The 15,716-nt window shown below is 63.3% G+C and carries 13 protein-coding genes and 1 pseudogene; 5 read left to right on the top strand and 9 right to left on the bottom strand.

Translation table 11 applies throughout. The annotated features are described in order from the left end of the window. The first annotated feature begins 106 nt into the window (after positions 1–106). Complete coding sequence (locus tag AC07VG_RS21970) at positions 107–4,960, top strand: dermonecrotic toxin domain-containing protein (protein WP_495021870.1); 4,854 nt, start codon at positions 107–109, stop codon at positions 4,958–4,960. Between the two features lie 54 nt (positions 4,961–5,014). On the opposite strand, the gene AC07VG_RS21965 is transcribed toward AC07VG_RS21970, so the two are convergent. The 7 genes and pseudogenes from AC07VG_RS21965 to AC07VG_RS21935 all read right to left on the bottom strand — a co-directional run bounded on the left by AC07VG_RS21965 (position 5,015) and on the right by AC07VG_RS21935 (position 10,256). Next, positions 5,015–5,797 (bottom strand): SDR family NAD(P)-dependent oxidoreductase, encoded by a 783-nt coding sequence (locus AC07VG_RS21965; protein ID WP_495021869.1) that lies wholly within the window; start codon positions 5,795–5,797, stop codon positions 5,015–5,017. 37 nt (positions 5,798–5,834) lie between these two features. After that, positions 5,835–5,966 (bottom strand): hypothetical protein, encoded by a 132-nt coding sequence (locus AC07VG_RS21960; protein WP_495021868.1) that lies wholly within the window; start codon positions 5,964–5,966, stop codon positions 5,835–5,837. Beyond that, positions 5,959–7,404, bottom strand: a complete 1,446-nt coding sequence (gene phrB, locus AC07VG_RS21955) for a deoxyribodipyrimidine photo-lyase (RefSeq protein WP_495021867.1) — start codon at positions 7,402–7,404, stop codon at positions 5,959–5,961. Before phrB ends, AC07VG_RS21960 begins: the two co-directional genes overlap by 8 nt. A 29-nt stretch (positions 7,405–7,433) precedes the next feature. Further along, a complete protein-coding gene (locus AC07VG_RS21950; protein ID WP_495001153.1) occupies positions 7,434–8,357 on the bottom strand; it encodes a MerR family transcriptional regulator in 924 nt (307 codons plus the stop codon). Position 8,358: 1 nt separating this feature from the next. After that, positions 8,359–8,883 (bottom strand): annotated as a pseudogene (locus AC07VG_RS21945) (YbgA family protein); the annotation flags it as partial. Positions 8,884–9,057: 174 nt separating this feature from the next. Further along, positions 9,058–9,273, bottom strand: coding sequence for a TIGR02450 family Trp-rich protein (locus AC07VG_RS21940; RefSeq protein WP_495001152.1), 216 nt, complete (start codon positions 9,271–9,273; stop codon positions 9,058–9,060). After that, on the bottom strand, positions 9,270–10,256 hold the full coding sequence (locus AC07VG_RS21935) for an NAD(P)/FAD-dependent oxidoreductase (protein ID WP_495001151.1): 987 nt from the start codon (positions 10,254–10,256) through the stop codon (positions 9,270–9,272). Before AC07VG_RS21935 ends, AC07VG_RS21940 begins: the two co-directional genes overlap by 4 nt. 195 nt (positions 10,257–10,451) lie before the next feature. On the opposite strand from AC07VG_RS21935, the gene AC07VG_RS21930 reads away from it, so the two are divergent. After that, a complete protein-coding gene (locus tag AC07VG_RS21930; RefSeq protein ID WP_495001150.1) occupies positions 10,452–11,354 on the top strand; it encodes a TIGR01777 family oxidoreductase in 903 nt (300 codons plus the stop codon). Positions 11,355–11,367: 13 nt separating this feature from the next. Then, on the top strand, positions 11,368–12,393 hold the full coding sequence (gene hemH, locus AC07VG_RS21925; RefSeq protein ID WP_495021866.1) for a ferrochelatase: 1,026 nt from the start codon (positions 11,368–11,370) through the stop codon (positions 12,391–12,393). Positions 12,394–12,522: 129 nt separating this feature from the next. Here hemH and AC07VG_RS21920 read toward each other — a convergent pair whose 3' ends face one another. Both AC07VG_RS21920 and upp read right to left on the bottom strand, forming a co-directional pair. Further along, on the bottom strand, positions 12,523–13,797 hold the full coding sequence (locus tag AC07VG_RS21920) for a uracil-xanthine permease family protein (protein WP_495001148.1): 1,275 nt from the start codon (positions 13,795–13,797) through the stop codon (positions 12,523–12,525). Position 13,798: 1 nt separating this feature from the next. Next, positions 13,799–14,437, bottom strand: a complete 639-nt coding sequence (upp, locus tag AC07VG_RS21915) for a uracil phosphoribosyltransferase (protein WP_495001147.1) — start codon at positions 14,435–14,437, stop codon at positions 13,799–13,801. 163 nt (positions 14,438–14,600) lie between these two features. On the opposite strand from upp, the gene AC07VG_RS21910 reads away from it, so the two are divergent. Next, a complete protein-coding gene (locus AC07VG_RS21910) occupies positions 14,601–15,158 on the top strand; it encodes a hypoxanthine-guanine phosphoribosyltransferase (RefSeq protein ID WP_495001146.1) in 558 nt (185 codons plus the stop codon). Positions 15,159–15,161: 3 nt separating this feature from the next. Next, on the top strand, positions 15,162–15,635 hold the full coding sequence (locus AC07VG_RS21905; protein WP_495001145.1) for a WbuC family cupin fold metalloprotein: 474 nt from the start codon (positions 15,162–15,164) through the stop codon (positions 15,633–15,635). The last annotated feature ends 81 nt before the right edge of the window (positions 15,636–15,716 follow it).

Here is a 15,716-nt window from a genome sequence, read left to right as displayed (position 1 = left end):
CACAAAGCCGGTTCGCACTCTGTGTTTACTCCCGGTGAACCCGCGCTCGGTCCTGACCGACGGCGGTCGAGCCCAGGCTCATTTTCCGATTTGAAGGGAGTCAGACATGAAGGATGCAATCACCTCGCCGCGCCTATCGCTTGAGCAGTCGATCGACGCGGTCAAGGCGCTTTTCGCCGACCCGCCGACGTTGCGCGGCGTGGCTTTGTCGAACATTCAGGAACGCTTTTTTACTCGTTGGGAACCTCAGCGCAACGCTTCGCACCTGGTTGTCGGAGAACCTCGATGGTCGGTGCATGAGGGCGAAAGGGTATTTTCCGGTTACCAATACAACGCCTTGATCGACCTCGTGCTCAAGCATTTCACCACGGGTGTCGCGCCGGTTTTCAGCACTGAGCACGTATTGGAAATCCGCCGCGACGTGCCTGGTACCTGGCACCGATATCTGGTGGATGCGGCGGCGACCCAGATCATGATCAGAGAGTGGGGCGAGGTCCTTCTTGAGCTCTTCAAGCAGGCCTTGGTCGACTACTGGAACGAAGAGGACCCGCAAGGCAACAGCCGCATTCTGCGTCTCTGCGCGATGCTGACGCGGATTCTGATGGTCGGCAGTGAACACTATCGTGACTTCCTGACGGTTGATCTGGAAAAGCCCGACAGGCAGTTCGCCCTTTACGGTATGCGTGCCGTGAGCAAGGACCGCTGGGGCGGGGGAGGGCCCGAGGCCCTGCCGCTGCTGATCGCCCGGCGCAAGGAACACGGCATCGAGCAGATGCCCCTGGTGTTCAGTCTGTCCTGGGGACTGTTCAGGGCAGACTCCACGGACCTCGGACAGTTGGTGCCGTTGTTCATGAGTGCCCGGGCCAACGGCCGCGATATCGAGTATCGCGAGCACCTGCTCTGGAAGCAGGACGATCCGCCCGAGCTATTGGAACGGACCGTGGCCAGCCTCGGCGAGGCCTTGCTCGACAATCAGCTCCAGGAGATCGCTCTGATCGGACGCGATCCCCAGTGGACGGTCGAGGACTACCAGCGCCGGCTCGATGCGATCATTCGCCCCGATCGCTGGTTTTTCGCGCCCGTGGCAAAGCAGCCCCATGCGGTGCTCGAACTGCCCGAGGAACTGGCCGCGCTGCGCGATGCCCTGCCGTATTGGCTGCTGGGGGCCCGCGCCGAAGACATAACGGCCTATCGCGCCCTGCTGGAAAAACTCGCCGAGGTGCAACGTGCCTCGGGCGGCAAGGCGTTTCTCGACGGTGTCGGCGACCTGCCGGGCTTCGCCGCCAGGACGCTGCTGAAGAAAATGCGCGAGGATCATCCGCAAGTCCTCGGGATTGCCGATCCCGATGATATTCATCTGGAACTCGACAAGACCGTCGCGGTGCCCGCCGTCGCCGCGGGCGGTGGCGCGCTGGGGAGTGTCGAGACGGTCCGCATGAGCCTGACCGAATTGGCCCTGGAGAATCTCGGCGGCTTCCGGCATGTGAAGATGCGGATCAGTATCCGTCGTTGCGCCCTCGAAGCGCCGGTGCCCGCCTGGATGACCCCGGACTACCTCAAGGGCCTGGTCAGCGCCGTCGACATCGGCCGTACCTACCTGGAACAGCTCAAGTCCAAGCTCATCGACGATGCCGACGAGGCGCACGCTCGGGAAAAACTGTTCAGCGAGCAACTGCGGGTCCAGTTGCCCATGCAGGCACTGGAATTGAAGATCCGCGGCGAAGCGGACTTCGATGAAACGGGGTATCGTTATGTCGAGGCCGTGATGCAGGCCGAGGCCGCCAGGCAGTGGGTGGACGGACAACAGATTGTCCTGCGCCCCCTGGCCTTCAAGTCCGAGGCCGATGCGCCGGCCGATGTCGTGGCGTCGATGTTCCTGATCGGGCCGAAGGATAGCCGCCACGGTCCGGTGATCCTCTATCGGCCGCTGCTCGCCAAGGCCAGGCCGCGGGAGTCGGCCTTCCAGGCGTTGCAGGCCGCGCCGGACCGGACCTTCTGCCCGCGCGACGAGGATGCGCGGCCGACGCCCGCGGTCGAGACACTGCGACAATATCCGAGCTTCAACGCCCTGTTCGAGGCAATCAAGCCACTCGGCCCGTTGCAGGACAGTGTCCTGACCTGGATGAGCGACCAGGCCCGCCGTACCTATGCCAATGGCGGTTTTATCGAACCACATCGGGTTCGCTCGTTCGAAGATGATTTCGCCGCGTTGTTGCCGGTGGCCCCGGCCACGCTTGGCGAGGATTGGGTGCGGGGCGACTATCTGCATCACTTGTTCGTCTCGACGGCCAGGACCCTGATCGCCCTGGCGGATCGGCAGTCGGTTTCCAACGCCGAGCTGCGCTGGGCGACCCTGAAGGAGGGCGGCTGGCAGTTGTTCAACGTGGTCCTGATGTTTATCCGCGGGCCGGCGGCGGTGGCCGGCTGGATCTTCGCCGTGGTCGCCAGTCTCGAGGCCGATTTGCGCCGCCTGCAGGAAAAGGATCCCGGTGCGAAGGCCAGCGGTTGGGCCGATATCCTGGTCAATATAGCGTTTATCCTGGGGCATCGACTGAGCCATCTCCAGGCCCCCGTCGAAGTCCCGCGCAGGATTCCGATACACGAGGGCTACCGTGCACGGACCCGGGCGACGATCAGCGAAGGGCCGGACAAGCCGATACCGATGAATCTTGAAAACCCGGTGGCGCCAGGCGAGACGTCCTCGCGCAGGAGCATCGTCGATTGGGCGATGAAGCGCTATTCGCTGTCCTCGATTGACTGGCAGGCCTTGGGCGAAGTGATTGCTTCCGGTGAGTATCAGGGGCTGATCCGCTTGAAGGAGGGCAACCAACTGGCGGCGCGCATAGGAGGCTGGGTGTTTGCCGTGGTCAGCGATGGCGAGGGCGGTGTGCGAGTGATCTCGCCCGACGGCCTGGAACAAGGTTTCTATTTGAAGCACGTCGGCGAAGGCCGCTGGCTGCCGGATCTGAGGCTGCGCCTGCGTGGCGGCTCGGGACGCGGCGGGCGCGAGACGATCAAGCAGATGCAGGCAAAAAAAGCCGCGGCCGCCAAGGCGTTGGACGAACGGCACAGGGTCATCGAAACCGATGGCAAGCTGGCGATGCGCAGGGCTTCCCTGGCCCGGCTCGACCTGCAACGCAAAGAGGCCGGGGATTACTCCCAAGCGATACGCAGCGAAGCCCGACAGCGGTTTATCGAGGAGGCGCGAAAGGCCTTCGACCTGACCGGGCAGAGCATCGCCCTGCGCGAAGACCAGGCCAGGCTCAAGCCGGTGGATAAGTGGAAGGACGCCGTGTGCGCATTCCTCGGGGTTCAGCTTGGCGGCTGTCGCGAGTTCGTCGATGTGCTGGTCAGGGTTCGTGAGGAGGGCAAGCTTTCGGCTGAAGAGCATGCCCGGGCGTGGGCGACCAATGCCGGGCCGGGTTCGGCGTTGTATGAGCGCCTTCTGGCGCATCATGTAAAGAAGGTCAAGGTCAATGATGAGATGCTGGGCTGGCATCGGCAGGAAAAGCTGGTTGACGCCCGGTTGGAGGAGTATCCGGGCCTGGGGGCCAAGGTTCGCGACAAGATCAACGCCGATACGCGGGGCGCCCGGACCGTGCTGGATACGCAGTCGTCACAATTGCATACCTTGCGCTGGTTGAGTATCCACGAGTTGGAGCGCGGCGAGCGGACCTATCCCGCGTTGCGGGAGAAGACCCAGGAGGCGGCCATGGCCAGCCGCTCGCGGGTCAATCTCGAACTGGACATGGATATCTCCGCGAGACGCCGCCGCCGCGTGCTCAATACCTGTATCGAAAATTATGAGTCGAGTTTGCAGATCATCGAATTCTGGCGGCAGCAGCAGCCGGCGGAGAGGGCCCTGGTCTATACCGAGCGCCTGGGCGAACTGATCGGGCAACTGCGCGACGAGGCCCTGGAGGCCCTTGGCGAAATGCTCGATGAGCAGGCCAGTGACATTGCCGTACAGGAAGAATTCGAGACAACCCCCGGCCTGATCCAGACCCGTGGTTCCAGGGGTGGGCTCTACCTGGGGAAGGTCAGGCCGACGACCGCCGGTCAGACGAAGGAAATCGTTGAGATCGTTGGCGACGATGAAACCCTGTTGTTCCAGGAAAGCGCCGAAGGGACTTACTGGGAGGAGATCAAGGCGCCCGAGCCGACACCGCCACCGGCCGCCGCCAAGCCACCGATCGGGATCAAGCGCCTGCTCGCGGAGGCGGATACGCAGAGGCTGGCGGCCCATCGGGAGTTGCGCGATGCCCGCGCCGAACTGGCCAAGGCCCTCGATAAGGCCGCGCGGTTGCAGCAGCCGATCCGTGACCCGGTGTTTCTTCAGGATGTGCTGGAAGGCGAGTCAAAAAAACTCGAGCGCCTGGCCAATCAACTCGAAGAACGCCTGGCGTCTGTCGAGGCCGCGGTCGACAAGGCCAGCGGCCAGACTCAAGTGGGCAAGCTGCGCGCGTTGGCCCTGGAGTTGGTCAATGAAGGGTTGCTGATCCGGGTCGAGGCGACCAAGGCCAGCCTGCCGGACATGGCCCGGGTCGACTTTCTCCAGCGCCAGGGCGCTATCGATATCAGGAAGAACGGGCCGCGTAGCCTGCTCGGCTCTGGTGGCTACCTGCAGGAATACCTGATCCTCGACAAGGCGGCTTCGGGCAAGAAGAGCGCCCTGCTCTGGGTGGCCCATTTCCATTACGAGAGCCTGGCCACCTTCGATGATGGCTTTGAACTCGGGGCGGCTCACCTGAAAACCCGCAAGGAGCGCTTTCTCGGTCCCAAGGATCAGACGCGCGCCGAAAGTGAGCGTTTCGAGCTGATCCGCAGAGGGCGGCCGGGCCGCGCGCAGGCGGCTGTGGATATCTGGCGCAGTGCGATCAGTCTGCCTATGGCCCGTAAATTCTTTTTCAACGCCGCCGATGTGGAGACGGCCTTGGTCGAGCAACTGAAACGACTGTAGCGGGTGCTGGACACCCGCGCCTTTCGCGAGGATGCGGCCCTGCCGGCTCAAGTTTCATGGCGGGTCTTTGTATGGGGCGGAATCGCGGGCCTTGCGTTGGCTGATGGCCAGTTGCTGCTGTTTGGGCTGGCGCGAGAGAGGCCAGAGCCCGCTCATGAACAGCGCCGGAAAGGCAATTTCCAGGGGCCGCTGCCTGAGCTTTTCGCAGATATGCTCGGCGGCTTGCTCGGCCGACCAGCGCAACGGCATGGGAAAGTCGTTTTTCCGGGGCAGCGGGGTATCGACGAAACCGGGGCTGACCACGGTCACGGCGATGCCTTCGTGGGCCAGGTCGACGCGCAGGGATTCGAACAGATAGCGCATTCCGGCCTTTGACGCGCCGTAGGCTTCGGCCCGTGGCAGCGGCAGGAAGGTGACCGAACTGGCAAGGCCCACCAGGTGCGGCTGGTGGCCGGTGCGCAGTAGCGGCAAGGCGGCTTCGATGCAGTAGCTGCTGGCCAGCAGGTTGGTCCGCACCACCCGCTCGATGATCGAAGCATCAAAGGCCTGGGCATCGACATACTCACAGGTGCCGGCGTTGAGAATCACCGTGTCCAGGGAGCCCCAGACCTGGCTGATGCGCTCGCCGATTTCGCGGACTTGCTGGCTGTCGGTGAGGTCGCCGGGCACCTGCAGGAGCTGTTCGGGGTAACGTTTTTCGAGGGCTTGCAGCGGTTCGAGGCTGCGGGCACTGACGGCCAGGTGGACACCGGTCTTGAGCAGGACTTCGGCGATGGCCGCGCCGATGCCACTGCTGGCACCCGTGAGCCAGACACGTCGTGGAGGTGTAATGCGCATCCCAGTCTCCTTTTCAATCAGACCGTCCCTTGGCCAGTCATGGATGACGATAGCTCATGTATCGGCGCTGATACACCTGGCCTTCACGAACGTGATCCAGTCCGTGAAAGTTGTATTGCCGATCACCGGCGGCGTACATCCGGACGATAGTTTGCAGGAACTCACTCATAGACACCTCCAGTTTCCAGTCGTTGTGGCAGCTGCCTGAAGGCGGCGAGGGCGCGCTCGCGACTGTGGCCCAGATCGACCATGGGCTGTGGATAACTCGCCAGGCCGAACAGGTCGCCGAGTGTCGCCGGGTTATGCACAGCCTTTTTGTTCAGGCCGGCCAGTTCCGGTAGCCAGCGCTTGATAAACAGCCCGTCGCGGTCGAATTTTTCCGATTGGCTCAGCGGGTTGAAAATCCGGAAGTAGGGCGCCGCATCGGTGCCGGTGGAGGCGCTCCATTGCCAGCCGCCATTGTTGGCCGCCAGATCGCCGTCGATCAGGTGGCGCATGAAGAAGCGTTCGCCTTCGCGCCAGTCGATCAGCAGGTTCTTGGTCAGGAACATCGCCACCACCATCCGCAGGCGGTTGTGCATCCAGCCGGTTTCGAGCAATTGGCGCATGGCCGCATCGATGATTGGCAGGCCGGTGCGCGCCTCCTGCCAGGCCGCCAGTTCTTCCGGGGCCTGGCGCCAGGCCAGGGCTTCGGTTTCCGGGCGGAAGGCGCGCTGCTTCGAGACCCGCGGATAGCCGACCAGGATGTGTTTGTAGAACTCGCGCCAGAGCAGTTCGTTGATCCAGGTGATGGCGCCGGGACTGCCGCTGTCGAACTCGCCCTGATTGCCTTGCAGGGCTGCGTGCAGGCACTGGCGGGGCGAGATCACGCCGGCGGCGAGGTAGGCGGAGAGTTGGCTGGTACCGGGTTTGGCCGGGAAATCCCGTTCGCTCTGGTAATCGTCGATCTGCTGCTCGGCGAAGGTTGTCAGGCGTCGCCGGGCCTCGTCCTCGCCGGCGGGCCAGAGGTCGCGCAGGGTCTGGCTGGGGGGGACGAACCCTTCAACCTCGCAGGGCACCGGATCGGCTTCGAGCGCCAGCGCTGCCTGGGCCCTGGGCGTATTGATCAGGCGCGGCAAGGCACTGTGCAGGCGGCTGTAGCAGACCTTGCGGAACTGGCTGAAAACCTGGAAGTAGGTGCCGTTACGGGTCAGTACGCTGCCGGGCTTGAAGAACAGCTGATCCAGGTGGCTGTGGAAGTTCACGCCCTGCGCTTCAAGGGTGCGCGCCACGGCTTGATCGCGGCGGCTTTCGTGAACGCCATATTCTTCGTTGACGTGCACGGCGGCGATCTTCAGCGACTGGCACAGGTTGCCCAGCACCTCGGGCACCCGCTCCCAGGTTGGGGCATGGCGAATCAACAGCGGGATATTCAGCGTCGCCAGGGCCTTGCTCAGGGCCTGCAGGTTACGCAGCCAGAAGTCGACCTTGCACGCCGCATCGTCATGCCGCCGCCATTGCCCGGGCGTTATCAGGTAAACGGCGACCGTCGGTCCTTGCCCGGCGGCAGCGGCCAGGGCGGTGTTGTCATGCTGGCGCAGATCGCTGCGCAGCCAGAGCAGTTGCATAGCCATTCCTTGTGTCATGGGCGAGGGCGCTAGATCAGTCCGAGCCGGGTCAGGCTCTGGTACGCGGACAACGGGTCTTCGGCCAGGGTCATGTCAGCGCGCTTCTGGGGGCTTACGGACAACTCGGCGAAATGGATGCACACCGTGGGTCCGGCAATCAGGATCGGACAGTGGATACCCCCCAGCAGCTTCGGCAGGGCCGCCAGGCTCATGGCCTTGCTCGAATACAGCAGCACCGCGCGGCTTTTGAGGTGCTCGGTGGCCAGCGCCAGTTCGTTGGGCGGCAAGGGCCAATCGAAGACTTCCACCGGGCAGTTGGCGCTGCTCACCAGCCAGGCGGTCAGCCACAGGTGCGGCTCCATGGGCAGATCCGAATGGTTGACCAGCAAGATCGGTGCGCCCTTGAGTTGCCGGTTATTGTGATAGACCCGCGCGCCCAGCTTGCTGCGCAGCCAGGTGTAGAAGAACGTTCGCTCCATCTGCCCGCCGAACGAGCCCCGCCAGCGTTGCTCGAGTTCCGCCAGCAGTGGCAGCAGCAATTGCTCGCACAAGGTGCGCGGCGGGTATAACGACATGGCCTGGTTGAAACGGTCATCGACCTGGCGCTCGGCCAATTGGCTGATGGCCTGGACCAGGTCTTGGCGCAAGGCCTGCCAGTCGTTGGCGGGCGGTTCGGCCAGTGCCGGGCCGCTATCGAGCAGTTGCTTGATCTGGCTGACCGCGACCCCGCGATTGAGCCAGGTGACGATGGCCTGGATCCGTTGCACGTGCTCGGCACCAAACAACCGATGGCCCTTGGCGGTCCGGTGCGGCACCACCAGGCCATAGCGACGTTCCCAGGCCCGCAGGGTCACGGCGTTGACGCCGGTTTGCCGGGCCACTTCGCGAATGGGCAACCAGCCCTGTTCCAGGGCGCTGGCGTAGTCGACGGGCGCTTCAGGGGCGTCGCTCATGTCAGAGGGCATGACGCAGACTGAGGTTTTCCGGGTGCGGTTGCAGGTATACCTGGCGGGCGATGTAGGGATCAGGGTGTTGACGGAAGTGTTGCTTGAGCAGGGTCAGCGGCACCACCAGTGGCACGATGCCTTGGCGGTACTGGCTGATGAGCTGGAGCATTTCCTGTTTGTCCGCGCTGCTCAGGCTCCGCTTCAGGTAGCCGCTGAGGTGTTGCAGGACATTGGTATGGGTGCGGCGGGTCGCGCATTTTTTCAGGGCCGCCATCAACTGGCTGAAATAACGCGGGCCGACGGTGTGCGCATCACCGTTGCCCATGTTCCCCAGCAACTGGCCGAGCACCTTGTACTGCAACGGGTCATGGGCCATCAGCAGGTATTTGTAGCGGGCGTGGAACTCGGTCAGAGCGCGTCGCGTGAGGCCGGCTTGGCGCAGCACCTGCCAGGCCGTGTAGGCGACGACCCGGGTCAGGAAATTTTCCCGCAGAACCGCATTGTCCAGCCGGCAGTCTTCTTCCGCCTCGATACCCATCAGGCAGGCGCTGACGGCGATTCTGGGTTTGCACGGCAACTCGCGGGTGAAAGGCATGGAGAACCTCCAGAAGAAATACTTGTACAGGAAAGTGTTCTTGTACAACTAAGTTTCATCATAGGTTCTATGTTGTACAAGTCAAATTATTTGTACAGGATTTGGCTGCGCTTATCGCCAACCCATCTGCCAGGTCGCGGTATCTTTCAGTTGGGTCCAACTCAGACGTTGGTTGCGTTGACTCATCACCGCTTGCAGCTCGACTTCGAGCACAGTGCCTTGTTCATCGCGAAACAGTTCGGTGACCAGGAAATGTTTTTCCCGGTTCTGGGGGCGGGCTGCCGTCCATTTCGACAGCAGCAGCTTGCACGGGTTGATGCGTTTCAACCCAGGTGTTCCATCAAGCGCCGGGCGGCTTCCTGACCGCTGAGCCAGGCGCCTTCGACGCGCCCGGACAGGCACCAGTCGCCACACACGTACAGGCCCAGGTCGGCGTCGGCCAGCGCCCCCCATTCCCGTGCGCCGGCCGGACGGGCATAGAGCCAGCGGTGGGCGAGGGTGAAGACCGGGGCCGGCATGCTGGCGTGCAGCAGCTCGGCGAAGGCGCCGTGCAACTGCTCGATCACGGCCTCCTTGGGCAGGTCCAGGTGCTGCTTGCTCCAGGTGCTGGTGGCGTGCAGGACCCAGGTGTCGAGCTGGTTGTCGCGCTCCGGCTTGCTGCGGTTGCGGGCCAGCCAGTCGAGCGGGCTGTCCTGCACGAAGCAGCCTTCCATCGGCGTCTCCAGCGGCGTGTCGAAGGCCAGGGCGATGGCCCAGGTCGGCTCCATCTGCACGCTGGCGGCGGCCCCGGCGAGTTTCGGCGCGGCGGCCAGCAGCGCGGTGGCCTGGGGCGCGGGGGTGGCAATGATTACCTGGCTGAACGGACCGTGGGTGTAGCCTTCGGCATCCTGCAGGTGCCAATGCTGTTCGCCGCGGAACACCTCGGTGATCCGGCAGCTGAAATGCGCCTGGAGGTGGCCGAGCAAGCCGCGGGTAATCGCGCTCATGCGCGGCGTGCCGACCCAGCGGGTCTGCTCGTCCGGCGACAGGCTCAACTGGCCGTTCTGGAAGTTGTAGAGCTGCGGGTCCCATTCGGCAACCCAGCCCTCACCCTGCCAGCGTTGGACTTCCTTGACGAAGCGACGGTCGCGGGCGGTGAAGTACTGCGCACCCAGATCCAGTGCACCGGCATCGCTGCGCTTGCTGGACATGCGCCCACCGCTGCCGCGACTCTTGTCGAAGATTTCGATGGAATACCCGGCGTCGTGCAATGTCCGGGCGGCCGAGAGCCCGGCGATGCCGGCTCCGATTATTGCGATAGGTACAGTCATGGGTGGGCCTCGTTACCTGTCAGCACAGACTACGCCGTCAGCAAAACCTGTACAATCTTGTTTTTTGGTATAGGTTGCGACCTGCCTGTCGGTTCACACTGTCCTATTGTTAAAACACATTTCTGTCGTGAGAAAAGAGCCCTGTTTTAAAAATAGACTAACGCTCTCGACAAAACGTTACGCGAGGACGCACTCATGCACATATTGCTGACCGGCGGTACTGGTTTGATCGGACGTCAACTGTGTGATTACTGGTTGACGCAGGGGCATCGCCTGACTGTCTGGAGTCGTCGGCCGGAGCAGGTGGCGCGTTTGTGCGGCGCGAAGGTGCGTGGTGTGCGGCATCTCGAGGAATTGGCCGGCGAGCCGCTGGACGCGGTGATCAACCTGGCCGGCGCGCCGATTGCCGACCGGCTCTGGAGCCACAGGCGCAAGGCCTTGCTCTGGAGCAGTCGGATCCAGCTGACGGAAACCCTACTGGCCTGGCTGGAAGGTCGCGAGCAGCGTCCCGCGGTATTGATTTCCGGTTCGGCGGTCGGCTGGTACGGCGATGGTGGTGAGCGTGAACTGACCGAGGATTCGCCGCCGGTCAGCGAGGATTTCGCCAGTCGCCTGTCGATTGCCTGGGAAGAAACCGCGCAGCGCGCCGAGGCCCTGGGGATTCGCGTGGTGCTGGTGCGAACCGGCCTGGTGCTGGCGGCCGAGGGCGGCTTTTTGTCGCGCCTGCTGCTGCCGTTCAAACTGGGGCTGGGCGGCCCGATCGGCAACGGTCGGCAGTGGATGCCGTGGATTCATGTGCGCGATCAAATCGCCGCGATTGATTTTCTTCTGCATCGCAGTGATGCGCGGGGTCCCTATAATGCCTGCGCGCCAAAGCCGGTTCGCAACAAGACGTTCGCCAAGGCGTTGGGCAAGGTCCTGCATCGCCCGGCGCTGATCCCGCTGCCGGCCTTTGTCCTGCGCCTGGGCCTGGGTGAACTGTCGCTGTTGCTGCTCGGCGGCCAGCGCGTGACGCCGGCCCGGTTGTTGGCGGCGGGATTTGTTTTTCAGTTTAACGATCTGCCAGCGGCCCTCGACGATCTCTCGGGCCGCCTCTGAAATAGGACGTTGCATGACCGATCACGCTTTGCTTCTGGTCAACCTGGGTTCTCCGGCTTCCACTTCGGTAGCGGACGTGCGCAGCTACCTCAATCAATTCCTGATGGATCCCTATGTGATCGATCTGCCCTGGCCGGTCCGGCGCCTGCTGGTGTCGCTGATTCTGATCAAACGCCCGGAGCAGTCGGCGCATGCCTACGCCTCGATCTGGTGGGAGGAGGGCTCGCCGCTGGTGGTGCTCAGCCGTCGTTTGCAGCAGCAGATGACCGCTCAGTGGACCCAGGGCCCGGTGGAACTGGCGATGCGTTATGGCGAGCCGTCGCTTGAGACGGTGCTGACCCGCCTGGCCAAGCAAGGCATCCGCAGGGTGACCTTGGCGCCGCTGTATCCGCAGTTCGCCGACAGCACCGTGACCACGGTGATTGAAGAAGCCCGGCGGGTGGTGCGCGAGCGCAAGCTCGACGTGGCGTTTGCCATCCTGCAGCCGTTCTACGACCAGCCGGAATACCTCGATGCCCTGGTGACCAGCGCCCAGCCTTATTTGGCCCAGGGATTTGATCACTTGCTGCTGAGTTTCCATGGCTTGCCGGAGCGCCACCTGACCAAGCTCGACCCCAGCGGCAGTCATTGTTTCAAGGATGTGGATTGCTGCAAGAATGCCTCGCCGGCGCTGCTCTCCACCTGCTACCGCGCCCAGTGCCGGCGCACGGCGGCGGCGTTTGCCGAGCGCATTGGCCTGGCGGACGGGCAGTGGTCGGTGTCGTTCCAGTCGCGGTTGGGGCGGGCGAAGTGGATCGAACCCTATACCGAGGCGCGGTTGGATGAACTGGCCAAGGCCGGGGTGAAGAAGCTGCTGGTGATGTGCCCGGCGTTTGTCGCTGATTGCATCGAGACGCTGGAGGAGATCGGTGATCGCGGGCGCGAGCAGTTTGTCGCGGCGGGGGGCGCGGAGTTGGTGCTGGTGCCGTGTTTGAACGATGAGCCGCAATGGGCGACGGCGTTGAACACCTTGTGCGAGCGGGCGCCGCTGGCCCTGTAAACGCAAATCTCGAAAACGCCACGATCCTGTAGGAGCCGGCTTGCCGGCGATCCAGGCGACGCGGTCTGACAGGACACCGCGTCGCTACCATCGCCGGCAAGCCGGCTCCCACAACAGCAGCGGATAGCCTTACAACAACGGCTCCTCCGCCTTCTTGTTTTTCCAACCGTCATTACCCGGCAGCAGCAGGTTCAGCGCAATCGCCACCACGGCGCACAGCGCGATGCCCTTGAGGCCGAAGTCATCCGGCCCGGTGCCAGTGCCCACCAACACACCGCCGATACCGAACACCAGGGTCACCGACACAATCACCAGATTGCGCGCCTCGCCCAGGTCGATCTTGTGGCGAATCAGGGTGTTCATCCCCACCGCCGCAATCGAGCCGAACAGCAGACAAAGAATCCCACCCATCACCGGCACCGGAATGCTCTGCAACAACGCACCGAACTTGCCGATAAACGCCAGGCTGATGGCAAAGATCGCCGCCCAGGTCATGATTTTTGGGTTGTAGTTCTTGGTCAGCATCACCGCGCCGGTCACTTCGGCGTAGGTGGTGTTGGGCGGGCCACCGAACAGGCCGGCCGCCGTGGTGGCGATACCGTCACCGAGCAAGGTGCGGTGCAGGCCCGGCTTCTTCAGGTAGTCGCGACCGGTCACGCTGCCCACCGCGATCACCCCGCCGATATGTTCGATGGCCGGCGCCAGCGCCACCGGGACAATGAACAGGATCGCCTGCCAGTTGAATGCCGGTGCGGTGAAGTGCGGCAGGGCGAACCAGGCGGCGGCGGCGATCTTCGCCGTGTCGACCACACCGAAATAGAACGACATGGCAAACCCGACCAGGACCCCGGAGATGATCGGCACCAGGCGAAAAATGCCCTTGCCGAACACGGCCACGATCAGGGTGGTCAGCAGCGCTGGCATCGAGATCAGCATGGCGGTCTGGTAATGAATCAGTTCGCTGCCGTCGCCGGCCTTGCCCATTGCCATGTTCGCGGCAATCGGCGCCATGGCCAGGCCGATGGAGATGATCACCGGGCCGATCACCACCGGTGGCAGCAGCCGATCGATGAAACCGGTGCCCTTGATCTTCACCGCCAGGCCGAGGAAGGTGTAGACGAAGCCGGCCGCCATTACCCCACCCATGGTCGCCGCCAGGCCGAACTGGCCCTTGGCGAGGATGATCGGGGTAATAAAGGCAAAGCTCGAAGCAAGGAACACCGGCACCTGACGCCCGGTCACCACCTGGAACAACAGAGTCCCCAGGCCCGCCGTGAACAGCGCGACGTTCGGGTCGAGGCCGGTAATCAGCGGCATCAACACCAGGGCGCCAAAGGCCACGAAAAGCATTTGCGCGCCAGACAGTACCGTGCGCCAGAGCGGGTCGTTGAACTCATCCTGCATGTCAGGCGTCCTTCTGCTTGGTGCCGAAGATCTTGTCACCGGCATCGCCCAGGCCCGGAATGATATAGCCGTGCTCGTTGAGCTTTTCGTCGATGGAGGCGGTGTAGATGGTCACGTCCGGGTGCGCTTTCTCAACGGCAGCAATCCCCTCTGGCGCCGCCACCAGGACCATCGCACGGATGTCCTTGCAACCGGCTTTCTTCAGCAGGTCGATGGTCGCGACCATCGAACCGCCGGTGGCGAGCATCGGGTCGATGATCATCGCCAGGCGTTCGTCGATTTCCGGTACCAGTTTTTCCAGGTAGGTGTGGGCTTCGAGGGTTTCCTCGTTGCGGGCCACGCCCACGGCGCTGACCTTGGCGCCCGGGATCAGGCTGAGTACGCCTTCGAGCATGCCGATACCGGCGCGCAGGATCGGCACCACGGTAATCTTCTTGCCGGCGATCTTCTCGACCTGGACAGTACCGCACCAGCCCTGGATTTCGTAGGTTTCCAGGGGCAGGTCCTTGGTCGCCTCGTAGGTCAGCAACGCTCCGACTTCCTGAGCGAGCTCACGGAAGTTCTTCGTGCTAATGTCAGCGCGGCGCATCAGGCCGAGCTTGTGGCGGATCAACGGGTGGCGGATCTCACGGATGGGCATGGGAATAGGCTCCGACGGCGGGCAAAAAACGGCTTAGATTAATCTATCCGTAGTTGTTGTCCTATAGACCCGCAGTACGTTAGTCCAGAAACCCTTGATCTGGTCGCGCCGGGTGCGTACCTTTGCCCGCTTTTCTTACACAAGCCGCCTTTTGGAGAGCGCCATGTCCGTTGATCTCGAGCATATCCGTCAAGTCATGCGCGAAGCCGACTGCCTGTACAGCAACGCCGAAGTCGAAGCGGCCATCGCCCGTGTCGGCGCGCAGATCAACGCCGAGCTGGCCGAGAGCAACCCGGTGCTGTTCTGCGTGATGAACGGCGGCCTGATCTTCTGCGGCAAGCTGATGACCCACCTGGACTTCCCGCTGGAAGCCTCGTACCTGCACGCGACCCGCTACCGCAACGAAACCAGCGGCGGCGAACTGTTCTGGAAAGCCAAGCCGGAAGTCTCGTTTATTGACCGCGATGTGCTGATCATCGATGACATCCTCGATGAAGGGCACACCCTGGGCGCGATCATCGATTTCTGCACACACGCCGGGGCGCGCCGCGTGCACACCGCCGTATTGATCGACAAGGAGCACGACCGCAAGGCCCGTCCGGACCTCAAGGCGGACTACGTCGGCCTGCCGTGCGTCGACCGCTATATCTTCGGCTACGGCATGGATTACAAGGGCTACTGGCGCAACGCCGCCGGCATCTACGCCGTCAAGGGGATGTAAGGGATGGGCGCGCCAAGCTTTCTCGATGCCGGTTTGTTCGCTGAGTTGGCCGATAAGGCCGCGGCGAGCCCCCGTGGCCGGGTTCATCACAATTTTCACCAGATGGACGAGCCGTGCCATCGCCTGGCTGTCGGCTTGCAACCCAGTACCTATATAGCCCCGCACCGACACCTGAGTGCCGACAAGGCGGAAACCTTGCTGGTGCTCAAGGGGCGCCTGGGCCTGCTGGTGTTCGATGAGGCGGGGTCGCTGTTGGACAAGCGTGTCTTGCAGGCCGGCGGTGATTGTCCGGGTGTCGACCTGCCAGCCGGGGTGTTCCATGGCCTGGTGGTGCTGGAAGCCGACAGTGTGATGTTCGAGTGCAAGGCCGGCCCGTATCGCCCGGTGGGTGAGGGCGAGATGGCGAGCTGGGCACCTCGCGAGGGCGAAGCCGAGGTCGCCGCGTACCAGGCCTGGATGCGCGCGCAGTTCGATTGAGCACGTGGCTTTCGCTCGATCGCGCACCTTTGGACGGGCAGACGGGCGATTTTGCCGTATCATTAGCCACCTAACGACAGG

It is taken from the genome of Pseudomonas sp. GW821-FHT03C07 (assembly GCF_059420925.1).
The sequence above is the reverse complement of the archived record's forward strand: the minus strand, read 5'-3'. Positions and strand labels throughout refer to the sequence as shown.